Origin of the sequence: Chryseobacterium piperi, from assembly GCF_002285635.2 — a bacterium.
GTDB lineage: Bacteria > Bacteroidota > Bacteroidia > Flavobacteriales > Weeksellaceae > Chryseobacterium > Chryseobacterium piperi.
Genome location: NZ_CP023049.2, coordinates 2,690,536 through 2,716,416, shown reverse-complemented (window position 1 = coordinate 2,716,416; position 25,881 = coordinate 2,690,536). Strand labels below are relative to the sequence as shown.

23 protein-coding genes, 1 pseudogene and 1 riboswitch are annotated in these 25,881 nt (G+C 34.3%); of the genes and pseudogenes, 18 read left to right on the top strand and 6 right to left on the bottom strand.

Annotated elements, in window-relative coordinates; genetic code table 11:
* Positions 1 to 40: 40 nt before the first annotated feature.
* The 3 genes from CJF12_RS11835 to CJF12_RS11825 all read left to right on the top strand — a co-directional run bounded on the left by CJF12_RS11835 (position 41) and on the right by CJF12_RS11825 (position 2,689).
* Positions 41 to 781 (top strand): YebC/PmpR family DNA-binding transcriptional regulator, encoded by a 741-nt coding sequence (locus CJF12_RS11835; protein ID WP_034685534.1) that lies wholly within the window; start codon positions 41 to 43, stop codon positions 779 to 781.
* 112 nt (positions 782 to 893) lie between these two features.
* On the top strand, positions 894 to 1,721 hold the full coding sequence (locus CJF12_RS11830; RefSeq protein WP_034685535.1) for a UDP-2,3-diacylglucosamine diphosphatase: 828 nt from the start codon (positions 894 to 896) through the stop codon (positions 1,719 to 1,721).
* Positions 1,718 to 2,689 carry a glycosyltransferase family protein gene (locus CJF12_RS11825; protein WP_034685536.1) on the top strand — a complete coding sequence of 324 codons (972 nt, stop codon included), beginning with the start codon at positions 1,718 to 1,720 and terminating at the stop codon, positions 2,687 to 2,689. Before CJF12_RS11830 ends, CJF12_RS11825 begins: the two co-directional genes overlap by 4 nt.
* Here the strand turns inward: CJF12_RS11825 and CJF12_RS11820 are convergent.
* Positions 2,678 to 2,968: a GNAT family N-acetyltransferase gene (locus tag CJF12_RS11820; RefSeq protein WP_034685538.1), complete on the bottom strand. Its 291-nt coding sequence runs from the start codon at positions 2,966 to 2,968 to the stop codon at positions 2,678 to 2,680. The genes CJF12_RS11825 and CJF12_RS11820 overlap by 12 nt on opposite strands.
* A 94-nt stretch (positions 2,969 to 3,062) precedes the next feature.
* A complete protein-coding gene (locus CJF12_RS11815; RefSeq protein WP_034685539.1) occupies positions 3,063 to 3,812 on the bottom strand; it encodes an RDD family protein in 750 nt (249 codons plus the stop codon).
* Positions 3,813 to 3,838: 26 nt separating this feature from the next.
* Between CJF12_RS11815 and CJF12_RS11810 the strand changes: the two are divergent.
* From CJF12_RS11810 to CJF12_RS11775, 8 genes and pseudogenes are all read left to right on the top strand, one after another.
* Positions 3,839 to 4,824 (top strand): annotated as a pseudogene (locus CJF12_RS11810) (stage II sporulation protein M).
* The gene (locus tag CJF12_RS11805) at positions 4,808 to 5,770 is read left to right on the top strand and encodes a DUF4013 domain-containing protein (RefSeq protein WP_034685543.1); all 963 of its coding nucleotides are present in this window, start codon (positions 4,808 to 4,810) and stop codon (positions 5,768 to 5,770) included. The pseudogene CJF12_RS11810 and the gene CJF12_RS11805 overlap by 17 nt, the downstream one beginning before the upstream one ends.
* On the top strand, positions 5,763 to 6,560 hold the full coding sequence (locus CJF12_RS11800) for a hypothetical protein (RefSeq protein ID WP_034685545.1): 798 nt from the start codon (positions 5,763 to 5,765) through the stop codon (positions 6,558 to 6,560). Before CJF12_RS11805 ends, CJF12_RS11800 begins: the two co-directional genes overlap by 8 nt.
* A 14-nt stretch (positions 6,561 to 6,574) precedes the next feature.
* Complete coding sequence (locus CJF12_RS11795; protein ID WP_034685547.1) at positions 6,575 to 7,741, top strand: hypothetical protein; 1,167 nt, start codon at positions 6,575 to 6,577, stop codon at positions 7,739 to 7,741.
* A gap of 124 nt (positions 7,742 to 7,865) precedes the next feature.
* Positions 7,866 to 8,897: an AAA family ATPase gene (locus CJF12_RS11790; protein ID WP_034685549.1), complete on the top strand. Its 1,032-nt coding sequence runs from the start codon at positions 7,866 to 7,868 to the stop codon at positions 8,895 to 8,897.
* Between the two features lie 50 nt (positions 8,898 to 8,947).
* Positions 8,948 to 9,298: a four helix bundle protein gene (locus CJF12_RS11785; protein ID WP_034685550.1), complete on the top strand. Its 351-nt coding sequence runs from the start codon at positions 8,948 to 8,950 to the stop codon at positions 9,296 to 9,298.
* Between the two features lie 47 nt (positions 9,299 to 9,345).
* Positions 9,346 to 10,668, top strand: coding sequence for a DUF58 domain-containing protein (locus CJF12_RS11780; RefSeq protein ID WP_034685551.1), 1,323 nt, complete (start codon positions 9,346 to 9,348; stop codon positions 10,666 to 10,668).
* 77 nt (positions 10,669 to 10,745) lie between these two features.
* Positions 10,746 to 11,165: an OsmC family protein gene (locus tag CJF12_RS11775; protein WP_034685553.1), complete on the top strand. Its 420-nt coding sequence runs from the start codon at positions 10,746 to 10,748 to the stop codon at positions 11,163 to 11,165.
* Positions 11,166 to 11,262: 97 nt separating this feature from the next.
* Here the strand turns inward: CJF12_RS11775 and CJF12_RS11770 are convergent, their stop codons facing one another.
* Positions 11,263 to 13,878: an MGH1-like glycoside hydrolase domain-containing protein gene (locus CJF12_RS11770; protein WP_034685555.1), complete on the bottom strand. Its 2,616-nt coding sequence runs from the start codon at positions 13,876 to 13,878 to the stop codon at positions 11,263 to 11,265.
* 199 nt (positions 13,879 to 14,077) lie between these two features.
* Positions 14,078 to 14,188: riboswitch (SAM riboswitch) on the top strand.
* Positions 14,189 to 14,250: 62 nt separating this feature from the next.
* Here CJF12_RS11770 and CJF12_RS20505 point away from each other — a divergent pair.
* The 7 genes from CJF12_RS20505 to metF all read left to right on the top strand — a co-directional run bounded on the left by CJF12_RS20505 (position 14,251) and on the right by metF (position 23,923).
* Complete coding sequence (locus CJF12_RS20505; RefSeq protein ID WP_034685558.1) at positions 14,251 to 15,189, top strand: alpha/beta fold hydrolase; 939 nt, start codon at positions 14,251 to 14,253, stop codon at positions 15,187 to 15,189.
* 57 nt (positions 15,190 to 15,246) lie between these two features.
* A complete protein-coding gene (locus CJF12_RS20500; protein ID WP_034685560.1) occupies positions 15,247 to 16,785 on the top strand; it encodes an ACT domain-containing protein in 1,539 nt (512 codons plus the stop codon).
* A gap of 91 nt (positions 16,786 to 16,876) precedes the next feature.
* A complete protein-coding gene (locus tag CJF12_RS11760; RefSeq protein ID WP_034685562.1) occupies positions 16,877 to 18,037 on the top strand; it encodes an O-succinylhomoserine sulfhydrylase in 1,161 nt (386 codons plus the stop codon).
* 69 nt (positions 18,038 to 18,106) lie between these two features.
* Positions 18,107 to 19,117, top strand: a complete 1,011-nt coding sequence (locus CJF12_RS11755) for a homocysteine S-methyltransferase family protein (RefSeq protein ID WP_034685563.1) — start codon at positions 18,107 to 18,109, stop codon at positions 19,115 to 19,117.
* Between the two features lie 81 nt (positions 19,118 to 19,198).
* Complete coding sequence (locus CJF12_RS11750; RefSeq protein WP_034685564.1) at positions 19,199 to 20,290, top strand: fatty acid desaturase family protein; 1,092 nt, start codon at positions 19,199 to 19,201, stop codon at positions 20,288 to 20,290.
* 7 nt (positions 20,291 to 20,297) lie between these two features.
* Complete coding sequence (gene metH / locus CJF12_RS11745) at positions 20,298 to 22,958, top strand: methionine synthase (RefSeq protein WP_051887319.1); 2,661 nt, start codon at positions 20,298 to 20,300, stop codon at positions 22,956 to 22,958.
* Positions 22,959 to 22,963: 5 nt separating this feature from the next.
* Entirely contained in the window at positions 22,964 to 23,923 is a 960-nt protein-coding gene (metF, locus tag CJF12_RS11740; RefSeq protein WP_034685565.1) for a methylenetetrahydrofolate reductase [NAD(P)H], read from the top strand.
* Between the two features lie 285 nt (positions 23,924 to 24,208).
* Here metF and CJF12_RS11735 read toward each other — a convergent pair whose 3' ends face one another.
* The 3 genes from CJF12_RS11735 to CJF12_RS11725 form a co-directional block, all read right to left on the bottom strand.
* The gene (locus tag CJF12_RS11735) at positions 24,209 to 24,478 is read right to left on the bottom strand and encodes a DUF7683 domain-containing protein (RefSeq protein ID WP_034685566.1); all 270 of its coding nucleotides are present in this window, start codon (positions 24,476 to 24,478) and stop codon (positions 24,209 to 24,211) included.
* A 353-nt stretch (positions 24,479 to 24,831) separates the two neighbouring features.
* Entirely contained in the window at positions 24,832 to 25,239 is a 408-nt protein-coding gene (locus CJF12_RS11730) for a hypothetical protein (protein ID WP_131329550.1), read from the bottom strand.
* A gap of 1 nt (position 25,240) precedes the next feature.
* Positions 25,241 to 25,696: a hypothetical protein gene (locus CJF12_RS11725; protein WP_034685569.1), complete on the bottom strand. Its 456-nt coding sequence runs from the start codon at positions 25,694 to 25,696 to the stop codon at positions 25,241 to 25,243.
* Positions 25,697 to 25,881: the final 185 nt, after the last annotated feature.

The following is a 25,881-nucleotide window of genomic DNA, read 5'->3' as shown; positions in this document are numbered from 1 at the left end:
GTTGACTTTTAAGTAATTTTGTTGAAAATTTAAAAATAAAATGGGAAGAGCGTTTGAATATAGAAAAGCTTCTAAAATGGCCCGTTGGGATAAAATGGCCAAAACTTTTTCTAAAATTGGTAAAGACATTGCCTTAGCGGTAAAAGCAGGTGGCCCTGATCCTGAATCCAATCCTGCTTTAAGGAGATGTATTCAGAATGCAAAAGGTGCAAACATGCCTAAAGATAACGTAGAAAGAGCAATTAAAAAGGCTAGCGGAGCTGATGCCGAAAACTACGAAGAAGTTACATATGAAGGATATGGACAAGGGGGTGTTGCATTTTTTATTGAATGTACAACCAACAATACCACAAGAACTGTTGCCAATGTGAGAGCTGTTTTTAATAAGTTTGACGGTAACCTTGGTAAAAATGGAGAGTTGGCATTTATTTTCGATAGAAAAGGTATTTTCAATATCGATCTTTCTAAAATTAAAATGGAGTGGGATGATTTTGAAATGGAAATGATTGACGGTGGTGCTGAAGATATTGATAAAGACGAAGAAGAAGTAATGATCACGACGGCTTTTGAAGATTTTGGATCATTATCGCATAAATTAGACGAGTTGGGAATAGAGGTTACAAGTGCGGAACTTCAAAGGATTCCAAACAATACAAAAGAAGTTACTGAAGAACAATTCAAAGCCAACATGAAAATGCTTGACCGTTTTGAAGAGGACGATGACGTGCAAAACGTCTATCATAACATGGAAATCACTGACGAGTTGATGAACTCGTTATAAAAAATAATATAACATTCATATATAGTTAACTTTCAATTAGTTTCTTTGTATAAACTATGAAACGCATTGGCGTTCCATTCGGCCAAATTTAAAAAAGCTGAAAAAGATACGAATGAAAAGAGACATTGAGTTAGTTGTTATTTCGGATGTTCATTTGGGAACTTATGGATGTAAGGCTAAAGAGTTATTGAGATATTTGAATTCAATTCAACCAAGAACTCTTGTTTTGAATGGGGATATTATCGATATCTGGCAATTCAAAAAGTCTTACTTCCCTAAACCTCATTTGAAAGTAATCAAAAAGATTCTTTCATTTGCTACTAAAAATACGGATGTGTACTACATCACAGGTAATCATGACGAAATGTTCAGAAAGTTTACTGATTTTGAGTTAGGTAAACTTAAAGTCTGTAACAAAATCTGTCTCGATATCGATCATAAAAAAACATGGATTTTTCACGGGGATGTATTTGATGCATCTGTTCAACATTCCAAGTGGATTGCTAAACTTGGAGGGAAGGGGTATGATTTACTTATTGTAATCAACAATATTGTAAACTGGGCTTTGGAGAAGATGGGAAGAGAAAAGTACTCGTTTTCTAAAAAGATCAAAAATAATGTGAAAAAAGCGGTTAAATATATTGGCGATTTTGAACTGACAGCTTCTGAACTAGCCATTGACAACCACTACGATTATGTAATCTGCGGACATATCCACCAGCCTCAAATCCGAAAAGTTGTTAATAAAAAAGGCTCTTGTACTTATCTTAATTCCGGAGACTGGATAGAAAACCTATCTGCTCTGGAGTATCACAATAAAGAATGGAAAATTTTTTATTATGATGATCATAAAGATTTGCTTAAAGATGATGAAGCGGAAGAGATTCTGGATATCAATACATCCGAGCTTTTGAAAATAGTAACCAATTTTTCCGAATGAAAATTTTGTATGCATTCCAGGGTACTGGAAACGGACATGTTGCAAGGGCACAGGAGATTATTCCTATTCTTAAAAAATATGCCTCAGTGGATACTTTGATAAGTGGTCACCAATCTCAATTAAAGGCTGATTTTGATGTTAACTTTCAATATAGGGGTATTTCCTTGCTTTACAATAAAACAGGCGGTTTATCCTATCGAAAAACATTTACGGAAAATAAATTTTTTGATGCTGTAAAAACAATCAGGGAATTAGAGCTAGAGCAGTATGATCTAATCATCAATGATTACGAACCTTTAACAGGTTGGGCTTCCAGGTTGAAGAGCTTGCCCATGATCGAATTAAGCCATCAGGCATCTATGAGCTTTCCTGAAACGCCAAAGCCTGAAAAAAAAGATTTTTTGGGAGAGCTTATTCTCAAATATTATGTGCCCAGTAAAAGAAAAATAGGTTTTCATTTCGAGAATTATCATCCTCAAATAAAAAAGCCGGTGATACGGCATAAAATCAGAAACCTTAATCCGGATAAGAAAGGATATTACCTTGTGTATTTACCTAGCTTTTCAGATGAGAACATCATTAAGGTCTTAAGACAAATTCCGGTTCAATGGAAAGTTTTTTCAAAATACAGTAAAGTCCAGGTTAAAATTAAGAATGTTGAAGTTTTCCCTGTGGATGAGGTTCAGTATCTGAAATATTTTGAGAATTGTGATGGGATTTTATGCAATGCAGGATTTGAAGCACCAGCTGAAGCATTATTTATGGATAAAAAACTATTTGTTATTCCTATCCATAACCAATACGAACAAGAATGCAACGCTTGTGCCCTGGATGCAATGGGAATTCCCAATTCTAAAATATTAAAGCTGGAAGAGATCATGACATGGGTAGCTTCTGACCAACATCTGAAGGTCAGCTATCCGGATGATATTGAGGAGATATTATTGAATGAAGTATTAGTTCTTTAGAAAAATGTCATCGACATCGCTCATTCTCATCATAACAGATCTTGCGTAAGAACAGTGTGGGTATACTTTCCAGTTATTTTCTCTGGCAAATTTAATGGCTTCTTCTACCAAATATTTTCCCATTCCACGGCCTTCAAATTCAGGGTGAACCAATACAAATGATATGATAAATTTATGATCTTCGGGGAAAATAGTATAAGTTAGTCTGCCAATCTCTTTTACTTCGTTATTTAATGTAAGAACCCCGCCGTTTCCGGATTTATTGTTTTCAAATTTCATAATTAAAAGCTTAAGATTAATAAGTCTGCAAAAACTGCACCGACCTGATGTTTGTTTGTGAAGAAGTTTGGTAGTTACGATCTAGAGTAAGCTCTTAATTATCTTTTCCCGTGTAATAATTATAATCTTTGATCACAATATTGATAAACTGTCTTTCCGTCATTTTTGTAGGGTCTACTTCTACCTTCAGTATATTTTTGATCTTGTCAGAAAGTCTATTGATAATCTGCCGGTCATCCACTCTCAATGCTTTCGTATAATTGTCTTTAATGATTCTCATATCATTATCGCTTAAGGCGATGACCTGTGGGAAAGACGGAATATAATCTTCATGAATATTTTCAAGAATAGTATGGGAGATATTAATACTATTTTTTAACGAGATAACTGCTGTACCAGAAGCGATATCACCCAGACGCTGATTATTTTTAGAAACAATCATAGAAACCAGTCCTATTACTCCTGCAAAAGAAGTATCGATTAACCTGAATACCCACCGAATCATATAATCCCCGAAACTTGCCTGGTAGCCATCAATTTTTACAACACGAATTTTCATTACTTTTTTACCTGGCGTCTGACCTTCCATTAAGCTCTCTAAAACAACAGGATAAATATAAATGGGAAAAGTGATCGCGATATAAATAGCCATTTGAGACCATTGATCCAGACCATTTAATAAATATCCCAAATCAAAGAAATTGAAAAAAATATAGAAAATAATCACGGCATAAGCTACCTTGATCAGGAGATCAATTATAAATGCAAGCATCCTTTCTCCAACACTGGCAATGTTGAAGTTAATATTTACATTTTGTGAGGTATTAATCGCAATTTGAGACATAATTTTTATTATTTTAGCCTTAGCGTATGAGAGAAGTTTATTTCATAAAACAAAATAAAGAAAAATGGTTGGGAATTGAACAGGTTATTCAAGGGAAAATAAAAAAAAATCCGGATGACCTGTCTTCACTATATGTTAACCTCATCAATGACCTTTCTTTTGCGCAGACATATTACCCTAAAAGCAATACAACCATCTATCTGAATCATCTGTCTTCACAGATATTTCAAAAAATTTATAAGACCAAAAGGGTAGAAGAAAATAGAATTTTCTATTTTTTTTAAAACAGAAGTTCCTTTGCTGGTGTACCAATACAGACGCTATCTTATGTATGCTTTTTTTATTTTTTATCCTGTTTACTTCAATAGGTGTTCTTTCCGCGATTTATGATAAGGATTTTGTAAACATTATTTTGGGTGAGAATTACGTGAACGAAACAATAGAGAATATTAAAAAAGGAAATGCTGTAGGTGTATACCAGAGCGGATCTACCTGGGGAAGTACGGTAGGAATTATTTTTAATAATATAGGAGTAGGAACAAAACTGTATATTTATGGTGTTTTTGGAGGAGTAGGGACTTTATACGCTTTACTTTCCAATAGTATAATGCTTGGTGCATTTCAGTATTTTTTCTATGATTACGGTGCTTTGAAAGACAGCGCAAGAGGAATCTGGCTCCATGGGGTTTTTGAAATTTTTGCAATGGTTGTAGAAGCTATGTGTGGTCTTATTTTAGGAGCATCCATCTTATTTCCTAAAACATTATCCAGATTTAATTCTTTTAAAAATGGTTTTAAAGATTCATTTAAAATATTTTTAAGTACGATTCCTTTTACGGTTTGTGCCGGAATTATAGAAGGGTATATTACGAGACATGCTTTAGAAATGCCCATTATCTTAAATTTTATCATTATTTTGGGATCACTAGCAGTAATCGGGTATTATTATTTTATTTATCCATCTATTGTCAATAAAAAAATTAATAAACACATACATGATGCAATTTTATAAAAAAAGAGATTTTGGAACGTTTATAAGTGACAGTTTCAATTTCTTTAAATTATACGGTAAAAATTATTTAAAAAATTATATTCTGCTCAACGGATTATTGTTAATCTTAATGGTTACTATTGTTGTTTTTGGATATAGAGAACTCTTTTCACAGTTGTTTGGATCTAATATCAATGGAGAAAGTTATTATTTTCAACAATACTTTAGTGATAATTTTGGGAAGCTGTTTGTGGTAGGGATCATTACATTTTTACTTTTCTTACTGCTTATGATCATTAATTATCTTTATCCAGTGTTTTATATGAAAAGGCTTTCCCAGGGTGAGATTAAGATAAAGACAGATGATATTTTAAGTGATTTTAAAACAAATGCAGGAAGGATAGGTATCCTTTGTTTAGGAATGATCTTTATCGTTACCCCTTTAGCTTTTATTATTGCAGGAATATCATATGCGTTGATATTGATCATTATTGGATTGTTTATCATGTTACTGGTATACCCTACATTATTTAACGTGGTTACCTTTTTAATGTATGATTACTTTAACAGTAAAAGAGGTTTTTTTGAAAGCCTAAGCTATGCTATAAGATCTCAGTTTTCTTATCCTAATGGAAGAGAGAAATCTCCGTATTGGAAATATTGGGGGGCTACCACAATTGTTTTCCTTATCATGTATGTGATCACAACAGTTTTTACATTTATCCCTATGATCTTTTTTTACGGATCACTTCTTACGTCAGCACCTGATGGGCAGTTTGAACAAAACCCTTTTACAGGGACTATGGGAGTATTGTTTTTTGTGATCTATGGAATATCTATGCTATTGTCATTTTTCCTTTCGAATATTCTATATATAAATTCCGGATTGATGTATTATGATAGCAGAACAGACCTGCATCAAAAAGTAGAACTTGAAGAAATAGAAACCATCGGTATTAATGAATAAAATTCTTTTTTTCTTACTGATTTTTTTCTCTATCGGATCCACCTATGCACAGAATGACGATAATACGCCTATTTCTGAAGAGTATCTGGAAGATTCGTTGAGTATGGGACATTACAAAAATATGTACCGTGCTGATTCTGTGCTGATGAAAAATCCTGTTTCTGATAATGTTGTTTATCCAAAACAATTCAAACAGAACCTTAAGTCGAGATATAAAGGAAATGAATTTGATTATACCACAATAAAGCCAAGAGAGTCTTTCTGGCAGAAACTGCAAAGAAAAATAGCTAAGATTATAGCGAGTATTTTCGGTGAAAACAGTTTTGGGACTTCTGCCCAAATTACAACAATTGTGATGCGCATATTTGCAATTCTTCTTGTTGGCTTTTTATTATATTTTATCGTTAAATATCTGATCGAAAAAGATGGAAGTTTCTTTTTTGGGAAAAAGAATAAAAAAGTAATTATTAAAGACGAGGAACTCCATGAAAATATTCATGAGATCAATTTTCCTGAAAGCATCGCCAAGTTTGAACAGGCTAAAGATTATCGATCAGCTGTTCGGTATCAGTTTTTATATACCCTTAAGAAAGCCAGTGATAAAAAAATTATCATTTGGAATCCGGAAAAGACAAACAAAGACTATGTGGCAGAGTTAAAATCATCCCATTTGAAAAATGAATTTTCTAATTTATCTCATATTTTTGATTATGTCTGGTACGGGGAATTTGAAATTAATGAACAGGATTATCTGAAATTTAAAAACCAATATCAGGCATTTAAACCTTAATTAATTTTCTACGAATGAATAAAACTTTCAAAATATATGCTATTATTTTCATCATTATCATGGTGATCCTGGCATTGCTTGAAGTTAATAAAAAAGAGGTTACAGATTGGCGTAAGAATTTTGATCCCAATGAAAAATCACCTTTTGGGTTATTTGTATTTAATAAAGAATCAAAAGACCTTTTTAAAAGTCAGTTAAAGAAAATAGACAAAACACCTTATGATTATTATAATCAAAATAAAAAGGAGGTTCATAATATATTGATTATTGAGAAGCAGGTTGATAAAGAGTCATGGCGGAAAATATTGACTGAAGTTTCCAAAGGCTCAGATGCAATGCTGATTGTAAGCAGGATTCCAAAAGAAATTTCGGACAGTATTGGTTATTATGATTCACAAATCTCTTTTAACGAACAGAATGTTTTAAAACTTACTGATCAAAAATATAAGAATGATTTTATTAACTTAGATAAATTTCCATCAGGAAGAGGTTTTTCTTATCTTAAACCTGGTATTGAAATACTGGGAAAAACAATTGAGAAGGATAATGCTGATCAGGCTAATTTTATAAAAGCGAAATTCGGGAAAGGGAATATTTATGTTCACAGTGAGCCTCTTTTCTTAACCAACTATTATTTATTAAAGCCGGAGAATATAAAATATACACAAGATGTTTTTTCATATCTTAATGACAGAGAAACACTTTGGTTTGTTGAAGCTGATGATACAAAAGCATCTTCCAAATTTTTCATGAGATTTATTTTATCCAAACCTGCATTAAAATATGCATGGTGGATATTTTTAGGAGGTCTTATTTTGTTTATTTTCTTCAATGCAAAGAGAAAGCAGCGGATTGTTCCCATCATTGAACCTCTTAAAAATACTTCTGTAGATTTCGTGAAAAGTATAGGAAACCTTTATCTTCAGGAAGGAGACTTTCATGATATGATGGCTAAAAAAGCCCAGTATTTTCTGAATAGGGTAAGAATGGACCTTCTTATTGATACGCAGAATTTAGATCATGATTTTGCTAAAAAATTGCAATTAAAGACAGGAAAGCCTGTTGAGTTGATTCAGGAAGCGATACAACTCATCCGAAAAGCACAGGATCCATATGCAAGTGTAATGAAGGAAGACCTGGCAAGGATGAATAAAATCTTAGATGAGATAATATTAAAATAATGTAACAATCTAATAATGTAGCAATGTACCAGTATGAGATTCTGAACGAAGTGAAGAATGATAGTTGTATAATCCATTGTTAAATTGGTACATTGTTATCTGGTAAATTGATAAATTAAAATTTATGGAAAACCTTGAAAATGAAAATATAGACGATCAAAGTTCTGTAAACCTTGATAAAAAAGAAGGTGATTTTCAATCGAGAATTGATATGATTGAGCTTAGGGTGAGCCTTGAAAAAGTGAAATCTGAAATTGCTAAGGTAATTGTAGGTCAGGAAAGTATGGTAGAACATCTTCTGGCGGCACTTTTATCCAATGGACATGTTTTGATTGAAGGAGTTCCGGGAGTTGCAAAGACCATTACTGCCAAGTTGTTGGCAAAAACTATTGATGTAGGTTTCAGCAGAATTCAGTTTACTCCGGATTTAATGCCTTCAGACATTTTAGGAACCTCTATTTTCAATGTTAAAAACTCTGAATTTGAATTTAAAAAGGGGCCTATTTTCTCCAATTTTATTTTGATTGATGAAATCAACAGATCACCTGCCAAAACCCAGGCTGCCTTATTTGAAGTGATGGAGGAAAGACAGATTACCATGGACGGAAACCGTTACACAATGGAAGAGCCGTTTTTGGTGGTAGCTACACAGAATCCAATAGAGCATGAAGGAACCTACAGACTTCCTGAAGCCCAATTAGACCGTTTTCTCTTTAAGATTAATGTAGGATACCCTAATCTGGAACAGGAAATCAGTATTATTAAAAATCAGCATGAAAGCAGAAAAGAAGATAAAACAGAAGTTGTAAATAAAGTAATTACAGCGCAGCAGCTCAAAAATTACCAGCAATTGGTAAAAGAGATCATTGTTGAGGGGCAGCTGATGGAGTATATTGCTAAAATCATAGTAAATACAAGAGAAAATCAGTTTTTATATCTGGGAGCTTCTCCAAGAGCGAGCTTAGCACTTCTAACGGCTTCAAAGGCTTTTGCTGCTTTAAGAGGCAGAGATTTTGTCACTCCTGAAGATATTAAAGAAGCAAGTTATGCAGTCTTAAGACACAGAGTGATTGTATCGCCTGAAAGAGAAATGGAAGGTCTAACGGCTGATGAAATTATTCGTCAGATTTTAGAAGGAATAGAGATACCTAGATAAGTAGCAGATAATAGGTGATAGGTAGCAGGTAATGAAAAGTAAATATTAGTATGGCGAATTTTAAAGAATTACTAGTTTGGCAGAAATCTATTGATTTTGTTACTGAAATTTATAGAGTTTCAGATACGTTTTCTATGCATGAAATGTATGGATTGACTTCACAGATCAGAAGAGCTTCTGTTTCGGTACCATCAAATATTGCAGAAGGAAACTCAAGAAGAAGCAAACCAGACTATCTTCAGTTTTTAAAAATATCCGGAGGAAGTTGCTCGGAAATTGAAACCCAATTGCTTATTTCTAAAAATCTAAATTTTCTAAAGGAAAATGAATACATGAAATTAAATAATGCTATTATAGAAATTTCAAAAATGTTGAACGGATTAATTAATTCTTTGCAGTAAACTTATAGAGCTACAACCTATAACCTGTCATCTTCTGCAACCTGAAAATGAAAAACCTATACATCAATACCCGTTTTTTCTTAACACTCATTGGAGTGGGAATGCTTTATGTCCTGGCATTTTTCTTTCCATTCTTAATGATGGTTGCCCATTTGGTAATGTTACTGTGCTTTTTAGCAATCATGGTTGATTACCTTTTAGTATTTAATCAGAAAGATGGGGTTTTCGCGCAGAGAATCCTGCCGGAGAAATTATCAAATGGAGATGAAAATCCGATAAAAATAGATATTAGGAATAATTACAGTTTCAAAATTAATACTAAAATTATTGATGAAATTCCATTTCAGTTTCAAAAAAGAGATTTTTTAATTCGTAAAGAAATAGAACCGGGAAGAAATACCTATTTTCAATATACGTTGGAGCCTAAAGAAAGAGGGGAGTATCATTTTGGGAGTTTAAATATCTATGTGTCTTCTCCAATAGGTTTTGTTTCCAAACGGTTCAGGTTCCAAAAAGACGCGGCCTTACCTTCTTACCCATCTTTTATTCATCTTCGGAAGTATGAATTGATGGCACTTCAGAGTGAATTCTTGTTAGGTGGGATTAAAAAAATAAGAAAACTGGGACATACCATGGAATTTGAACAAATCAAGGACTATGTTCCGGGAGATGATATACGGACTATCAATTGGAAGGCGACCTCAAAGACCAATCGTTTAATGGTGAATCAGTTTCAGGATGAAAAATCACAGCGTATTTTTATGTTGATTGATACCGGCAGAACAATGAAAATGCCTTTTAAAGAATTGAGCCTTCTGGATTATTCTATTAATGCAACCATGGCCTTATCCCATATTATTTTAAAAAAAGGAGACCGGGCAGGCATGTTGACCTTTTCAAAGAAAACGGAAAATAAAATAGCTGCTGAAAATAAGTCAGGACAGTTAAAGAAGATTTCCGAATCTCTTTATAATATCAAAACCAATTTTTTTGAAAGTGATTTCAATAGATTGTATCAGGATGTGAAATATTCAATCAATCAGAGGACTCTTATTCTGCTTTTTACTAATTTTGAAACTTTAGACGGACTCAACAGGCAATTGAAATACCTGCGTGGAATTGCAAAAAATCATTTATTGGTGGTGGTATTTTTCAAAAACTCAGAGCTTCAGCATTTGATTCATAAAAACCCGGAAAGTATGCAGGAGATTTATGATGAAATTATCGCTGAGAAATTTGAGTTTGAAAAGAAATTAATTATACAGGAACTCCGCAAATATGGTATTTATACAGTATATACTCTTCCTGAAAATTTAAATATCGACGTTATCAATAAATACCTAGAGATAAAAGCGCGGGGAATTTTATAATTTTGTATTCACAAGCGTACTGAAAACCTTTAAACCAAAGGTTCGTCCTAATAATCTTAAAAAATATAAATACGACAATGAAAATAACACTAAACAGAATAAACGACGACTTCTTATTTGAATGTACGAATGCCCAGGGAAATTCAATCCTTTTGGATAATACTTCACAGCCCGGAGCTAAAGGAGTGTCTCCTATGGAAAGTGTTTTGATGGCTGTAGCAGGTTGCAGTGGGATAGATGTAGTTTCAATATTGAAAAAACAAAGACAAGAGATTACAGGTTTTAAAGCTGAGGTAGAGGGCGAGAGAATTGCTGTAGAAGATGCCAAGCCTTTTAAATCAATTATGGTTAAATTCCTTTTAGAAGGAAATATAGATCCTAAAAAAGCATTAAAAGCAGCGGATCTGTCTTTTGAAAAGTACTGTTCCGTTTCTAAAACATTAGAACCCAATGTGGAAATTGGCTACGAAGTATATGTGAACGGAGAAAAAATATAAATCTATAGAAGATATAGAGTATTTAAAAACAAAAAACCGGATGATATATCCGGTTTTTTTTATTACTTATTACTTATTGCTGATTACTCATTACTCATTAAAACGTAAGCCTTGGTTTAATCAGTTTGGCTACGGTTGCTGTCCATCCGGTTTGATGAGAGGCTCCTACACCCCGACCATTATCTCCATGAAAATATTCATAGAACGTAATATAATCTTTAAAGTGCTCATCATAATTGAATTTATTATTTCCGCCGTTGAAAGCCCTTTGCCCGTTCTCATCCTTTAAAAATATAGAACAAAGCCTATTGCTTATATTTTGAGCTACTTCATCGAGATTTCTCTTATCTCCGCTTCCGGTTGGAAGCTCTACTTTTAAACTGTTTCCATAGTAAAAATGAAAACGCTGAAGGCTTTCCACAATCAGGAAGTTGATTGGGAACCATATTGGACCTCTCCAGTTACTGTTTCCTCCGAACATCCTGCTGTCACTTTCTGCAGGAGTATAATAAACTACATTTTCAGTACCATGAACAGAGAAAACAAAAGGGTTTTCTTCATAAACTTTAGACATAGCTCTAATTCCGTAAGAGCTTAAGAACTCTTTTTCATCAAGCATTCTAGTAAGTACTTTTGTCAGTCTGTTTTTACGCAGGATACTCATCAAATGTTTTCTGCCTTGGCCTTCTTCATCCCAATGAGAAACCAGTTTAGTAAGCTCAGGTTTGTTTTTCAAGACCCATTCCATTCTTCTTTGGAAATTAGGCATTTTTTCCAATAAGCTGTGGTCAATAATTTCTACGGCAAATAAAGGGATAAGCCCAACAATACTTCTTAGTCTGAGGGTCACACTCTCTCCGTTTCCTAATTGTAGTACATCATAGAAAAAGCCATCCTCTTCGTTCCATAAACCTTCCTTGCCATCTCCCATATTTTCCATCGCCTCTGCAATATAAAGGTAATGTTCAAAAAACTTAATGGCCATATCTTCATAAACCTGATAATATTGAGCGAGTTCCATCGCAATTCGCATCATATTTAAAGCATACATGGCCATCCAGCTCGTTCCGTCTGCCTGTTCCAGATGCTCTCCATCTTTCAGTTCCATATTCCGGTCAAAAGCACCAATATTATCGAGTCCTAAGAAACCACCACCAAAAATATTTTTACCATTTTTATCCTTACGGTTTACCCACCATGTAAAGTTCAGAAGCAGTTTTTGGAAAACTTTTTCCAGAAATAACAAATCCGGTTTTCCATTGGTTTTTTCATCGATTTTAAAAACCCTGAAACATGACCAGGCATGTACAGGAGGATTCACATCACTCAGGTTCCATTCATAGGCCGGAAGCTGTCCGTTAGGATGCATATACCACTCTTTGGTTAATAAAAGAAGTTGGTTTTTAGCAAACTCAGCATCAATCAGTGCAAAGGGAACACAATGGAATGCCAGATCCCAGGTAGCATACCACGGATACTCCCATTTATCCGGCATGGAAATAATATCCTTATTGTGCATATGATTCCACTCCGTATTTCTTACATAATGATTAAAATTTCTTGGAGCCTCAAAATTAGGATCTCCTTTTAACCATTTTCCGACGTTGTAGTGATAAAATTGTTTATTCCAAAGCAGTCCTGCAAAAGCCTGTCTTTGAACATTTCTTTCATCTTCCTGGGTTACGTCCTGTTGTACTTCGTTGTAAAATTCATTAGCCTCGGCAATTCTCGTATTGAAAATTTCATCAAATTGATCAAAAGGTTCGTTTGTTTCATGGGGAGACAGTCTAAAATCAAAAGTTTTACACTGTCCTGCTCCAATCACTTCATCAATGATAAAAGAAGCCTTTGATCCCCTCTTTTCCGGGTTAACGGTGTTGCTGTTATATATGACATGATTATTGATACCATCTTTGAAGTAGGTATTTTCAATATAAGGAGCATCGTATAATTTGGGAGTATTGGTTTCATTTTCACAAAAAGCACTTTTTGCATTTGCATTTCTGGCGTAGAACTTCTTGATAGGAATACTATCATGAATAACATCAATAGAATCTTCTCCTGAAGCGCTTAATTGTCCTTTGTAGTTATTGTAGCCCCATTTCCAGTTATTTCTGAACCATGCTGTTGGAATAACGACGATAGGTGCTTCGTGCTGGCTTCTATTACATACGGTAACCCTCACTAAAATATCATTGTAATCAGCCTTACAATACTCAATGAAAATATCGAAATACTCGTTATTGTCAAAAATGCCGGTGTCAATAATCTCATATTCATCTTCTTTCTTACTCCGTCTTCCATTTTCTTCCAACAAGTGATCGTAAGGAAATTCATTGATAGGATATTTATACACCATTTTCATATAACTATGGGTAGGCGTATTATCTAAATAGTAAAAGATTTCTTTGATATCTTCACCATGGTTTCCCTGATGGTTGCTTAATCCGAAAAATCGCTCTTTTACCATTTTATCTTTCTTGTTCCAGAAAGATAGAGCAAAACAAAAAAGCTGCTTTTGATCGGAGATTCCGGCAATCCCTTCCTCTGCCCAACGGTAAGCATAGCTTTCCGCTTTATTATGCGTCGTTGAGCCCCAGGCATTACCATCGGGACTATAATCTTCACGAACGTTTCCCCACTGCCTGTTGCTTACATATGGGCCCCAGTTTTTCCAGTCTTTATCTTGTAATCTTTGTTTTTCAACATTCATAATTCATCATTTTTCTATACGTTTCTATACGAAGGTAATTTTTTTGAAAAATAATTCCAATTTTTTCTATCTGAATAATTCTTAACATATCATTGTAACTCTTTTGTTTACGGGAAATTTGACATTAAATTATTTTTTTATTAAAAAGTTAAAATTAAAATAGCTATCTTTGCACCATTCGATCATTCAAATATTGAAAATGTTATCAAGAAAGGTTGAGGGATTAGACCCTATGAAACCTTAGCAACCCTTTGTGCAAGCGAAGAAGGTGCTACGTTCTACCAAATAATTTATTTTGGACAGATAACTTACTGAAGTTCTTCAGCCATTTCTCATGGCATTTTCAATTGTGTTATAAAATATATAATAGAATTGAAAACAGAACTAAAACATATTAAACTTTTTTATCAAACGAATTCCGGAAAGGAATATCATATCCCATTGAGCTATCAGATCTTTGGGAAAGACCTGTTTACGAGCCCCATTATTTTAATTAATCATGCCTTAACCGGAAACTCTAATGTTTCAGGAGAAAATGGCTGGTGGCAACAATTGGTTGGCGAAAATGGGGTGATTGATATTAATGCCTTTACTGTTTTATGTTTCAATATCCCCGGAAACGGATATGATGACTTTTTAATTGATGAATATGAGGATTTTACTCCCTCAGATATTGCCAATATATTTTTAAAAGGACTTGAAAGCCTTCATATTGAACGCTTACATGCGATTATCGGAGGCTCTCTTGGAGGAGGAATAGGATGGGAGATGCTGATTAAAAAGCCTTCACTCGCCGAGGTGTTCATTCCTATTGCCTGTGATTTTAAAACCCATGACTGGCTGCATGCACAATGTCTTATTCAGAAATTTTTGCTCAACGGAAATGATGAACCTTTACAAAAAGCAAGGATACATGCCATGTTATGCTATAGAACACCTCAGTCCTTAAACGACAGATTTCAAAATAAATATAATTCGGAAAAACAAAAGCTTGAATCGGAAGATTGGTTAACCTATCATGGTAAAGCCCTTAATGAAAGATTTAGTTTAGAGTCTTATAAGTTAATGAATCATTTGCTGATGAACATTAGCGGAGAAGAAAAAGAACTGGGAAAAATTAAAGCACGAATGCACTTGATCTCCGTTGATACAGATTTATTCTTCCCGGCTTCTGAAATACGAATGTGTTTTGAAAAATTACGGGAGAGCAAAGAAGATATCTTCTATCACGAGATCAAATCAATTCATGGGCACGATGCCTTTCTAATGGAATATAAACAATTAAATAACATCATTAAAAACATTTTATGAAATGGAACTTAAATGAAATCCCATTTTATAAAAAACTAAACAATAAAGAATGAACAGATGAAAAATGCTAACGAAATAAAATTTTTAAAAAACAGATCAATCATCAAATTTGAAGGAGAAGATTTCTTAGGAGAAATCGGTATTGACGGAAGAATTTTTAAAGCACTTACTTTGGCGAGAATCAGTGTTGGGGTAATTTCCCAGCAAGCAATCGAAAACGGACTTTCGATTCTTGTCCACGAAAATGATTCTGAAAAAGCAGTGAATTGTCTGATCGATGAATTTGAAGCAGAAAGAAAGTCAGGGAAAGTATCCCAGATTTACAGTATTAACAATGTTTCTGTTTTAGGATTTGTCGCTGAAGATCTTAATAAAGTACTTACTGAGCTGGCGAGAAATAATGTTTTTCCTTTGCTGCTTAACCAGATAGCGAGTGAAAAGCGGGTCAATATTGTGGTGACTTCATCTCAGGATGAAAAAACTAAAAATATCATTGAATCTGAAATTTCTAAGAAACCTAAAACAGTTCATTTAGCCATTATTGGGCACGGAAATGTTGGAAAAACATTAATTGACCAGGTGTTAGAATCTTCAGAAGAAATTAAGCGACGTAAGAAAATTGATCTTAAAGTGGTAGCAGTGGCTAACTCGAGAAAGATTGCATTTAATAAAAAAGGTTTTGATAACAATTGGAATGATGAGGTCTCTGTAGCAGAGCATCCATCCAATGTAGAAGAGCTGATTAGTTTTTCAAAAGAAAACCAGTTGGAAAATCTAATTGTAGTGGATAATACAGCAAGTAAAGATTTTGTTAAAAACTATCATGCCTTGGCTGAAAACGGATTCGATCTGGTGTCTTCCAATAAAATTTTCAATACTCTCCCGATTGAAGAATACCGTAAACTAAGATATACGTTGAATAAAAACAACAGACGTTACCTGTATGAAACTAACGTTGGAGCAGGATTGCCTTTGATTGATACCATCAAATTATTACACCTTTCAGGAGAGAATATTACAAGAATAAAAGGAGTGTTCTCCGGTTCTTTGAGCTATATTTTTAATAATTTTTCTGTGAGAAATGATCAGTTTTCAACCATCATCGGCGAGGCTATGGAAAAAGGTTTTACGGAACCGGATCCACGTGAAGATCTTTCTGGAAATGATGTGGCAAGAAAACTCTTGATTCTGGCAAGAGAACTGGATCTTATCAATGAGTTCAGTGATATTAATATCCAAAATCTTATTCCGGAAGACCTTTTGGCAGTAGATAAAAATGAATTTATTTCAAGATTGGAAGAGCTTGATGCAGAATACCAGAAGATAAAGGATAATCAGGAACCGGATCATGTATTACGTTATGTAGGTGATTTACATGGTGATTTACAGGAAGAAAAAGGGCAGCTTGATGTAAAACTAGTCTCTGTTCCTGCCAGCTCTGCATTGGGACAATTGAAAGGATCAGATTCAATTTTTGAGATCTATACGGAAAGCTATGGTGAAAATCCAATTGTTATCATGGGAGCCGGAGCCGGAGCGCAGGTGACAGCTAGAGGAGTTTTCGGTGATATTTTAAGAGTAAGTGAAACTAAATAATATTAATAATGTAACAGTTTAACAATGTAACAGTCTAGCAATTGGTACATTGTTAAACTGATAGATTGTTAGATTAACGAATTAAAACTATATGGAAAATTTTGAAACCTATGCTATAAGAACCCAGACTGAGAGAACCCAGTTTGATGAGCATTCAACTCCCTTGTATCTGACATCCAGCTTTATTTTTCAGGATGCTGAAGATATGAGAGCTAGCTTTGCGGAAGAGAAGCCTAAGAATTTGTACAGCAGGTTCTCTAACCCAAATGTTACGGAATTCACGGATAAGATTGTAAAAATGGAAGGAGCAGAAGCAGGATATGCTTTTGCAACCGGAATGGCAGCGATTTACTCTACGTTTGCAACCTTATTAAATGCAGGAGATCATATTGTGAGCTGTCAGTCGGTTTTTGGATCTACCCATACTTTATTTACGAAGTATTTTCCTAAATGGAATATTGAGACTACTTATTTTAAAGCTGAAGATGCTGAAAACGTAGAAAAACTCATTCAGCCTAATACCAAAATTCTATATCTGGAAACTCCGACAAATCCTGCGATCGAAATTTTAGATCTGGAATTTTTTGGGAATATTGCTAAAAAACATAATCTTATCTTTATTGTAGATAATTGCTTTGCAACACCTTATCTTCAGCAGCCTATTAAATATGGAGCGGATGTTGTGGTGCATTCCGCAACAAAGTTAATTGATGGTCAGGGAAGAGTTTTAGGAGGTGTGGCAGTAGGAAGAGAAGATCTGATCAGAGAAATTTATCTTTTTGCCAGAAATACCGGACCGGCAATGTCTCCTTTTAATGCGTGGGTACTATCAAAAAGTCTGGAGACTTTGGCGATACGAGTAGAAAAGCACTGTGAAAATGCTCTAAAGGTTGCTGAATTTTTGGAAAGCCATCCTAATGTAGACTTAGTCAAATATCCTTTTTTACCTTCTCATCCAAGCTATGAGGTAGCTAAAAAACAAATGAAACTAGGAGGGAATATTGTAGCCTTTGAAATAAAAGGAGGAATAGAAGGAGGCAGAAATTTTTTAGATAAAATAAAAATGTGTTCTCTTTCTGCAAACCTTGGAGATACCAGAACTATTGTGACCCATCCGGCTTCTACAACGCATTCAAAACTGACTGATGACGAAAGAAATGAAGTGGGAATTACTGCAGGTCTTGTTCGTTGTTCCGTAGGGTTGGAAAACGTCGAAGATGTCATTGCCGATCTGAAGCAGGCTTTGGATTGATTCAATTGGAATGGGCTTTAGCCCATTTTATCAAAAATAATTATAAGGGCTTTAGCCAAAACCTATAAAATGAAAAGTTTAGAACAATTACATAAAGCACTTCAGAAAAGAATTTTAGTTCTTGACGGAGCAATGGGAACAATGCTTCAGCGATATAAGTTTGAAGAAGAGGATTACCGTGGTGAACGTTTCAAAGATTATCCTCATTTGGTAAAAGGAAATAATGATTTACTTTCCCTGACCCAGCCACAGGCTATTGAAGAAGTTCATAAAAAATACCTTGAAGCAGGGGCGGATATTATTGAAACGAATACATTTTCCGGGACGACAATAGCTATGGCAGATTACCATATGGAGGATTTGGTCTATGAGCTGAACTATGAATCTGCAAGAATTGCGAGAAAAGCATGTGATGAATTCACAGCAAAAAATCCTGATAAACCAAGGTTTGTAGCAGGATCTATTGGTCCTACGAACAGAACAGCCAGCCTGAGTCCGGATGTTAATGATCCGGGATACCGTGCGATTACTTTTGATGAGTTAAGAATTGCTTATAAGCAACAATCGGAGGCTCTTTTAGATGGAGGTTCAGATATTTTGCTGGTGGAAACTATCTTCGATACCTTGAACGCAAAAGCTGCTTTATTTGCGATTGATGAAATTCAGGATGAGAGAGGAATTAAAATACCAATAATGGTGTCAGGAACGATTACGGATGCCTCAGGAAGAACGTTAAGCGGACAAACCGCAGAAGCTTTTTTAATTTCAGTTTCACACCTGAACTTATTGAGCGTAGGTTTCAATTGCGCTTTAGGAGCTAATCAATTGACGCCGTATTTGGAAACGCTTGCTCATAATTCGAATTTTTATGTTTCAGCTTATCCGAATGCAGGATTACCGAATGCGTTTGGTAAATACGATGAAACTCCTGAATTTATGGCGGAACAAATAAGGGAATATGTAGAAAAAGGATTGATCAATATTATTGGTGGATGTTGCGGAACAACCCCTGATCATATCAATGCCATCGCTGATCTGGTAGACAAGTATGAGCCAAGAAAATTGAGAGAATTTGTATGATTTAATAGATTTTTTTTATTGAATCAGTTATAAAAAAATGGGCCGGTATTGTTAATTTTAAGTTAAACTAAAATTGATCATATGGAAAAGCCTAGTTATTTAAAGAGTACAGAAGATACAAAGCTTTTTAACGAATTGAGAAAAAAGGTGAACCAACGAGTTGAAAATATTTCTGAGAACAGAGATATTTATGTTCAGATTAAAGCTGTTTTATTGCCCCTTGTTTACATTGGGCTTTACGCTTTTGCCTTAATTAATTCTGAAAAATCATGGATTTACATTTTAAGTTTCATTCTAATGGGAATCACTTTAGTTTTGATTTATCTGAATTTAATTCACGAAGCGGCACATAATAACATATTCAAAAATAAAAAACTAAATGGGATGGTTCTGCAAATTTTTGATTTTGTGGGAGCTAATTCTTATATCTGGAAAAAAAGACATATTGCAAGCCATCACGCATACCCTAATGTAGACGGATGGGATACGGATATTGAACAGAGTGGATTGTTGCTGATTATTCCATGGATTAAAGCAAAAGGGATTCAAAAATACCAGCATTTGTTTTTCTTTTTGGTATATCCGTTATACTTATTTAATTGGATGTTTATCAGAGATTTCAGGGATTTTTTTGATAATAATAGGGTGATTTTAAAAACCCAGGGTGCCATTCCGGTAGTTGAAAAAGTGAAAATGGTGGCTTATAAACTGTTTTATTTCTTTTACCAGATTGTCGTTCCTGTTCTGTTTTTTAAAGTATCGATAGGCCTGGCGTTGGGAGCGTGGTTTTTGCAGATAATCACTGCAAGTATTTTTGCATTATTTGTTTTATTACCATTACATCCGCTTCCGGATAATGCCTTCCCTAAATTAGATAAGGAAAATGGGCTTCCATTCAGTTGGATCAGACACCAATTGGAAGTCACCAATGATTTGTCCAATAACAATTGGCTGATCAGAAATGTACTGGGAAATTTCAATTTTCATGTAGCGCATCATCTATTCCCCAATTACAGTTATATGTACTATAATGAGATTACGGAGGAAATAGAAGAGTTTGCGAAAGAACATGGGTTAGCATATAAAAGATTTCCAATTTTTACAGCCTTGGGCAAGCATGTGGACTTGCTGAGGCAGAATGCAAATAATGCATATTACATTTTAGAAGAATAAAAAATTGATGAAATATTTAAGATTGTCAGGCCTTGAGCCTCTTATCATAACACCGGAGAGTAATTTCATCAACGTTGGTGAAAGAACTAATGTTGCGGGGTCTAAAAAATTTTTAAGATTAATTAAAGAGGAGAAATTCTCTGAAGCATTGGATATTGCACGTCATCAGGTTGAAGGTGGTGCACAGATTCTTGATGTTAATTTTGATGATGGGTTAATCGATGGAAAGGCTTCCATGATTAAATTTCTTAACCTGATCGCTTCTGAGCCCGATATTGCAAGAATTCCAATTATGGTAGACTCTTCCAAATGGGAAATTCTTGAAGCCGGACTTCAGGTTGCACAAGGAAAGTGTGTTGTAAATTCCATCAGTTTAAAAGGTGGGGAAGAAGAATTTATAAAACAAGCCAAAGCGATTAAGAGATATGGTGCTGCCGTTATTGTGATGGCTTTTGATGAGTTGGGACAAGCGGATACATTAGATCGAAGAATAGAAATTTCAAAAAGATCTTATGATATCCTTGTCAACCAGCTCCAGTTCCCGGCTGAAGATATTATTTTCGATTTAAATATTTTTCCGGTAGCTACGGGAATGGATGAGCATAGAAGAAATGCTCTGGACTTTATTGATGCTACCAGGTGGGTGAGACAGAATTTACCTTATGCCTCTGTGAGTGGCGGAGTCAGTAATGTTTCTTTTTCTTTCCGTGGAAATGATACAGTGAGGGAAGCGATGCACTCTGTTTTCTTATATCACGCAATCCAGGCCGGAATGAATATGGGGATTGTAAACCCTGCTATGTTGGAGGTATATGATGAGATTAATAAAGAGCTGTTAGAGCTTGTAGAAAATGTTATTCTTGATAAGAGAGAAGATGCAACAGAGCGACTTCTCGATTATTCTGAAAAACATAGATCTGTAAAAAAGGAAAAAGTTGAAGATTTAGAGTGGAGAAAAAAAACTTTACAGGAAAGAATCACTCATGCTTTAGTAAAAGGAATTGACCGTTTTATTGAAGAAGATGTTGAAGAAGCACGAAAAGAAGCGGCGAAGCCATTGCACGTTATTGAAATCAATTTGATGACGGGGATGGGAGTGGTAGGAGATTTATTTGGAAGCGGAAAGATGTTTCTTCCGCAAGTAGTAAAATCTGCAAGGGTTATGAAAAAAGCCGTTGCCTATTTACAGCCTTATATCGAAGCTGAAAAAGACGGATCCAGGCCGGCGAATGGTAAAATACTTATGGCCACAGTTAAAGGGGATGTTCATGATATTGGTAAAAATATTGTGAGTGTTGTACTGGGTTGTAATAATTATGAAATTGTAGATCTGGGGGTAATGGTTCCGGCTGAAAAAATTATTCAGACAGCTATTGAACAAAAAGTGGATGTTATCGGATTAAGTGGCTTGATTACGCCGAGTCTGGACGAAATGGTTTATATCGCTGCAGAACTTGAAAGACAAAACCTGGACTTTCCTCTATTGATAGGAGGAGCAACGACATCTAAAGCCCATACTGCTGTGAAAATAGATTTAAAATACAAAAATGCTGTCGTTCACGTTAATGATGCTTCCCGAGCTGTAAATGTAGTAAGTTCTTTGCTTGGAGATCGTAATAAAGAATACGTAGACGACCTAAAAAGCGAATATTCTGATTTCCGTGAAAAATTCCTGAACAGACAGGTAGATAAAGAATATGTTTCTATTGAAGAGGCCCGAAAAAACCATTTTAAAATAGATTGGGAGAACGAAGAGATTTTTACTCCGAACAACATCGGAGTACAGGTTTTTCAGGATCAGGATTTATATGAACTGGTACCTTTTATCGATTGGTCTCCTTTTTTCAGAAGCTGGGATCTCCATGGAAAGTACCCAAACATTCTTGAAGATGAGGTAGTAGGCGTACAAGCCAAAGAGCTTTTTAAAGATGCCCAGGTGATTTTGAAAAAAATTCTTGATGAAAAGCTATTGACAGCCAAAGCTATTTTTGGTGTTTTTAAAGCTAATGCTAATGAAAGTGATGATATTATCATCCTTGATGAGAACAACCAGGAACAAGCTAAGTTTTTGACCTTAAGACAACAGCTTCAGAAATCCAAAGGAAAGGAATACCTGGCATTGAGTGATTTTATTGCTCCTCAAAAATCCGGTAAAACAGATTATATGGGGGCTTTCTGTGTTACGACAGGTTTTGGAACTGATGAACTAGCAGAAGAATATGAAAAAGCCAATGATGATTATAATGCCATTATGGTAAAAGCACTTGCAGACAGATTTGCAGAAGCTTACGCCGAATTTTTGCATAAAAAAGTAAGAACGGAATATTGGGGATATGCCAAGCAGGAAGACTTGACCAACGAAGACCTCATTGCAGAAAAATATAAAGGAGTACGTCCAGCGCCAGGATATCCGGCCTGCCCAGATCATTTAGAAAAGAAAACGATCTGGGATCTTTTAAAAGTGGAAGAAAATATTGGAGTTTATCTTACAGAAAGTTTAGCCATGTTTCCAACAGCATCCGTATCAGGATATTATTTTGGAAGTCCACATGCAAAATATTTCGGGCTGGGAAAAATAACAGAAGATCAATTGAAAGACTATGCCGGAAGAAGAGGTTGTAGCATCCAGGAAGCCAGGAAATGGCTATCACCTAATTTAGCAGATTAATAAACATGAAGATTACAGAACATATCAGAAAGGCAAATGGAAAAACTTTATTCTCTTTAGAGGTTGTTCCGCCACAAAAAGGGATCGGAATTGAAGACCTGTATAAGAATATAGATCCCTTAATGGAATTTAAACCACCTTTTATTGACGTAACCACCTCACGGGAAGAGTATATCTATCTGGATAAAGGAAATGGTTTAATGGAACGCAGAATCACGAGAATGCGTCCCGGAACGCTTGGGATATGTGCCGCGATTCAGCATAAATATAATGTAGATACAGTACCCCATTTGCTTTGTGGAGGCTTTACAAAAGAAGAGACTGAATACCTTCTTGTAGATTGTATGTATTTGGGAATTGAAAATATTATGGCACTTCGTGGAGATGCTATGAAAGGGCATCAATATTTTGAGGCAACTCCCGGAGGACATGAAAGTGCGATGGATCTGGTGCATCAAATCAACGATCTCGGACGTGGAAAATATCTTCATAATGAAGATCAGATTTGTGATGAACTCAACAAATTCTGCATTGGAGTAGCCGGATATCCGGAGAAACATATAGAAGCCCCTTCCATGAATTACGATTTAAAATGGCTGAAACAGAAAGTAGATGCCGGAGCAGATTATATTGTAACCCAGATGTTTTTCGATAATAAAAAATTTATTGAATTTGTTCAAAAGGCAAGAGAGATGGGAATCACCATACCTATCATTCCCGGGATTAAACCTATTGCTACGAAGAAACATTTAAAGCTTTTACCACAAGTATTTAAAATTGATTTACCTGAAGAATTGATTAATGAAGTTGAAAGTGCTAAAAACAATGAGGTGGTGAGACAGATAGGAATAGAGTGGGCGATTAATCAATGCAGAGAATTGCTTGATTTCGGAGTTCCTGTTTTACATTTCTATTCAATGGGAAAAAGTGATAATATAAAGAAAGTGGCAGGTGAGCTGTTCTAAAAATAAAAAAAGCTTTGTAGGTTTACAAAGCTTTTTTTATGATTGATTAAGAAGGAAATTGTTGTACAATATCTTTTTGATTTTTAGGTTTTTGATAAATCCTTTTTCAGTTTGGATATAGTATACAGGATCTAACGTCTTCAAAAAAGACTGCTTGTCGCTGGCCTATTGTTCTATTAATTTTTACTATAAAATTACCATAGTCTAATATTCCTCAGCACAGAGTCATAAAATTTGTACAACATGACACTCTCTGAGACGATATGGGAAATACATTGTTAAACTTTATTCTTCTTCATAACAACCTAGCTCGTACGTATATTTTTCAAAATCTTCCTTTAGTAATTCCTTTAAAAAAGGTTTTAGTTTTTGAACTTGTAGCTGTGTTAAACTATATTGATCATAAATTTCATCTTTATAATCATCTTCGTTAAGAATTAAATTGCCTAGTTCTTCTAGTAGCTGTGTTGATGTAATTTCTAATTCATATTCTTTATGAAGAACTTCTTCTTCTTCTTCTTTACTAAATTCTTGAATAACTCTTGCTAGTCCCATAACTATGTTCTTCTTTTGATAAGTAGATTATTGATTTATTTGCATTATTGGTGTCATTAAAAAAGGTGAAATTCTACTTGCCGCCCAATCTAAAAGTTTTAATCCCCCTTCGTTACCGCGCAAATCCTTTCGTATAGTTCCTTAGAAGTCTTTGATGTTTCTTGTAAAAATATCAAGCCAGCCTACAACTGTAAGACTGACAAAATATATTTGAAATTTAAAGTATAATGGTTATCATTAATACTTCGAAGTCTTTTAAATAATAAAACGGCTGCAGTCTGCGACCGTTTTGCTTATTATTCTCATCACACGAAAGGATTTGTGTGGTAGCTGGGGAGTTCAAAATTATTTTATTAATTGAGTATTTTATCATACTTATTAAGTTGACTATTTAATAATTTGCTGTTTTTAGAATACACAAATGGTTCTATAATCTTTATAAGTGAACTTGCATCATTTTTCTTTAAAAACCGTTTACCATTATTATTGATAGTTACTGATAAGACAGTATTCCCCTCTTTCTTTTCAGTATGTTTGCTTGATAATAAAAAAATATTTACGGTTTTAAAAAAATCATCATCCATTTTAAATTGATAAATTCTAAAATCAATATTATCATTACAACTTTTACAAAAAATTATTTTAGGAAATGGTTTATCCATATCTCCTTCATAATAAATTGCAATATCTGTGATAGTGTTTACCTCGTTAATTTCTTTATTTGAAAGAAGAAGTAATAAAATAATTAATAAGTACTTCATATTATTCATTGTTCGAGGATGATAGAGAAGATAAATTTTCAGTCACTTTTTGAAGGTATAAAAGATCTTCTGTTAGGCTTTCATTATCATAACCAGAAGTAAACTTTTGGATATCTTTAAGAATGTCAATACTTTCTTTCTTATTAAAAAAATATTTTTCTTTTTTGTTATTCTTATTTATTTCAATTAATAATAATTTTTGTTCTCCCAATTTTCTTTTAACTGAACATTTTTTTTCAATTTTTTTTAAATCTCTTTGATGTATCTGGTAATAATGTTCGGGAAATTTCGGTTCGTCATTTTTCCTCTTATTTGTTAAAATAATTATAGGGTAAGGTTTATCTGCCTCTTGCAATGATGAGATAGTTATCTGAAACTTTGTCTCATTGGAAACACAGCTTACGAGAATTATTATAATCAATAGAAAACTTTTGAAAATTTTTATTTTTTTAACCATTTATATCTATTTTTATATTCAATACTATAAATAGGCATAGCCAATATCTGATTAGAAGGATATAGATTAAAACCATACCATAATGTGTGTAAAGCGCGAGCCTCTTTCTACCGCACGAATCCTTTCGTATGGTTCTATTTAAAAAGAAGCATGATGCCTTTTCATAGGTGTAATTTACACATAAT

What these genes read in the sequence shown, in the direction of transcription:
- CJF12_RS11775 (WP_034685553.1), top strand. Translation starts at nt 10,746, where the DNA reads ATGAAAATAACACTAAACAGAATAAACGACGACTTCTTATTTGAATGT.
- CJF12_RS20500 (WP_034685560.1), top strand. Translation starts at nt 15,247, where the DNA reads ATGAAAAATGCTAACGAAATAAAATTTTTAAAAAACAGATCAATCATC.
- CJF12_RS11830 (WP_034685535.1), top strand. Translation starts at nt 894, where the DNA reads ATGAAAAGAGACATTGAGTTAGTTGTTATTTCGGATGTTCATTTGGGA.
- CJF12_RS11735 (WP_034685566.1), bottom strand. Translation starts at nt 24,478, where the DNA reads ATGGGACTAGCAAGAGTTATTCAAGAATTTAGTAAAGAAGAAGAAGAA.
- CJF12_RS11795 (WP_034685547.1), top strand. Translation starts at nt 6,575, where the DNA reads ATGAATAAAACTTTCAAAATATATGCTATTATTTTCATCATTATCATG.
- CJF12_RS11770 (WP_034685555.1), bottom strand. Translation starts at nt 13,878, where the DNA reads ATGAATGTTGAAAAACAAAGATTACAAGATAAAGACTGGAAAAACTGG.
- metF (WP_034685565.1), top strand. Translation starts at nt 22,964, where the DNA reads ATGAAGATTACAGAACATATCAGAAAGGCAAATGGAAAAACTTTATTC.
- CJF12_RS11805 (WP_034685543.1), top strand. Translation starts at nt 4,808, where the DNA reads ATGATGCAATTTTATAAAAAAAGAGATTTTGGAACGTTTATAAGTGAC.
- metH (WP_051887319.1), top strand. Translation starts at nt 20,298, where the DNA reads ATGAAATATTTAAGATTGTCAGGCCTTGAGCCTCTTATCATAACACCG.
- CJF12_RS11730 (WP_131329550.1), bottom strand. Translation starts at nt 25,239, where the DNA reads ATGAAGTACTTATTAATTATTTTATTACTTCTTCTTTCAAATAAAGAA.
- CJF12_RS11755 (WP_034685563.1), top strand. Translation starts at nt 18,107, where the DNA reads ATGAAAAGTTTAGAACAATTACATAAAGCACTTCAGAAAAGAATTTTA.
- CJF12_RS11750 (WP_034685564.1), top strand. Translation starts at nt 19,199, where the DNA reads ATGGAAAAGCCTAGTTATTTAAAGAGTACAGAAGATACAAAGCTTTTT.
- CJF12_RS11820 (WP_034685538.1), bottom strand. Translation starts at nt 2,968, where the DNA reads ATGAAATTTGAAAACAATAAATCCGGAAACGGCGGGGTTCTTACATTA.
- CJF12_RS11835 (WP_034685534.1), top strand. Translation starts at nt 41, where the DNA reads ATGGGAAGAGCGTTTGAATATAGAAAAGCTTCTAAAATGGCCCGTTGG.
- CJF12_RS11815 (WP_034685539.1), bottom strand. Translation starts at nt 3,812, where the DNA reads ATGTCTCAAATTGCGATTAATACCTCACAAAATGTAAATATTAACTTC.
- CJF12_RS11760 (WP_034685562.1), top strand. Translation starts at nt 16,877, where the DNA reads ATGGAAAATTTTGAAACCTATGCTATAAGAACCCAGACTGAGAGAACC.
- CJF12_RS11785 (WP_034685550.1), top strand. Translation starts at nt 8,948, where the DNA reads ATGGCGAATTTTAAAGAATTACTAGTTTGGCAGAAATCTATTGATTTT.
- CJF12_RS11800 (WP_034685545.1), top strand. Translation starts at nt 5,763, where the DNA reads ATGAATAAAATTCTTTTTTTCTTACTGATTTTTTTCTCTATCGGATCC.
- CJF12_RS11825 (WP_034685536.1), top strand. Translation starts at nt 1,718, where the DNA reads ATGAAAATTTTGTATGCATTCCAGGGTACTGGAAACGGACATGTTGCA.
- CJF12_RS11790 (WP_034685549.1), top strand. Translation starts at nt 7,866, where the DNA reads ATGGAAAACCTTGAAAATGAAAATATAGACGATCAAAGTTCTGTAAAC.
- CJF12_RS11725 (WP_034685569.1), bottom strand. Translation starts at nt 25,696, where the DNA reads ATGGTTAAAAAAATAAAAATTTTCAAAAGTTTTCTATTGATTATAATA.
- CJF12_RS11780 (WP_034685551.1), top strand. Translation starts at nt 9,346, where the DNA reads ATGAAAAACCTATACATCAATACCCGTTTTTTCTTAACACTCATTGGA.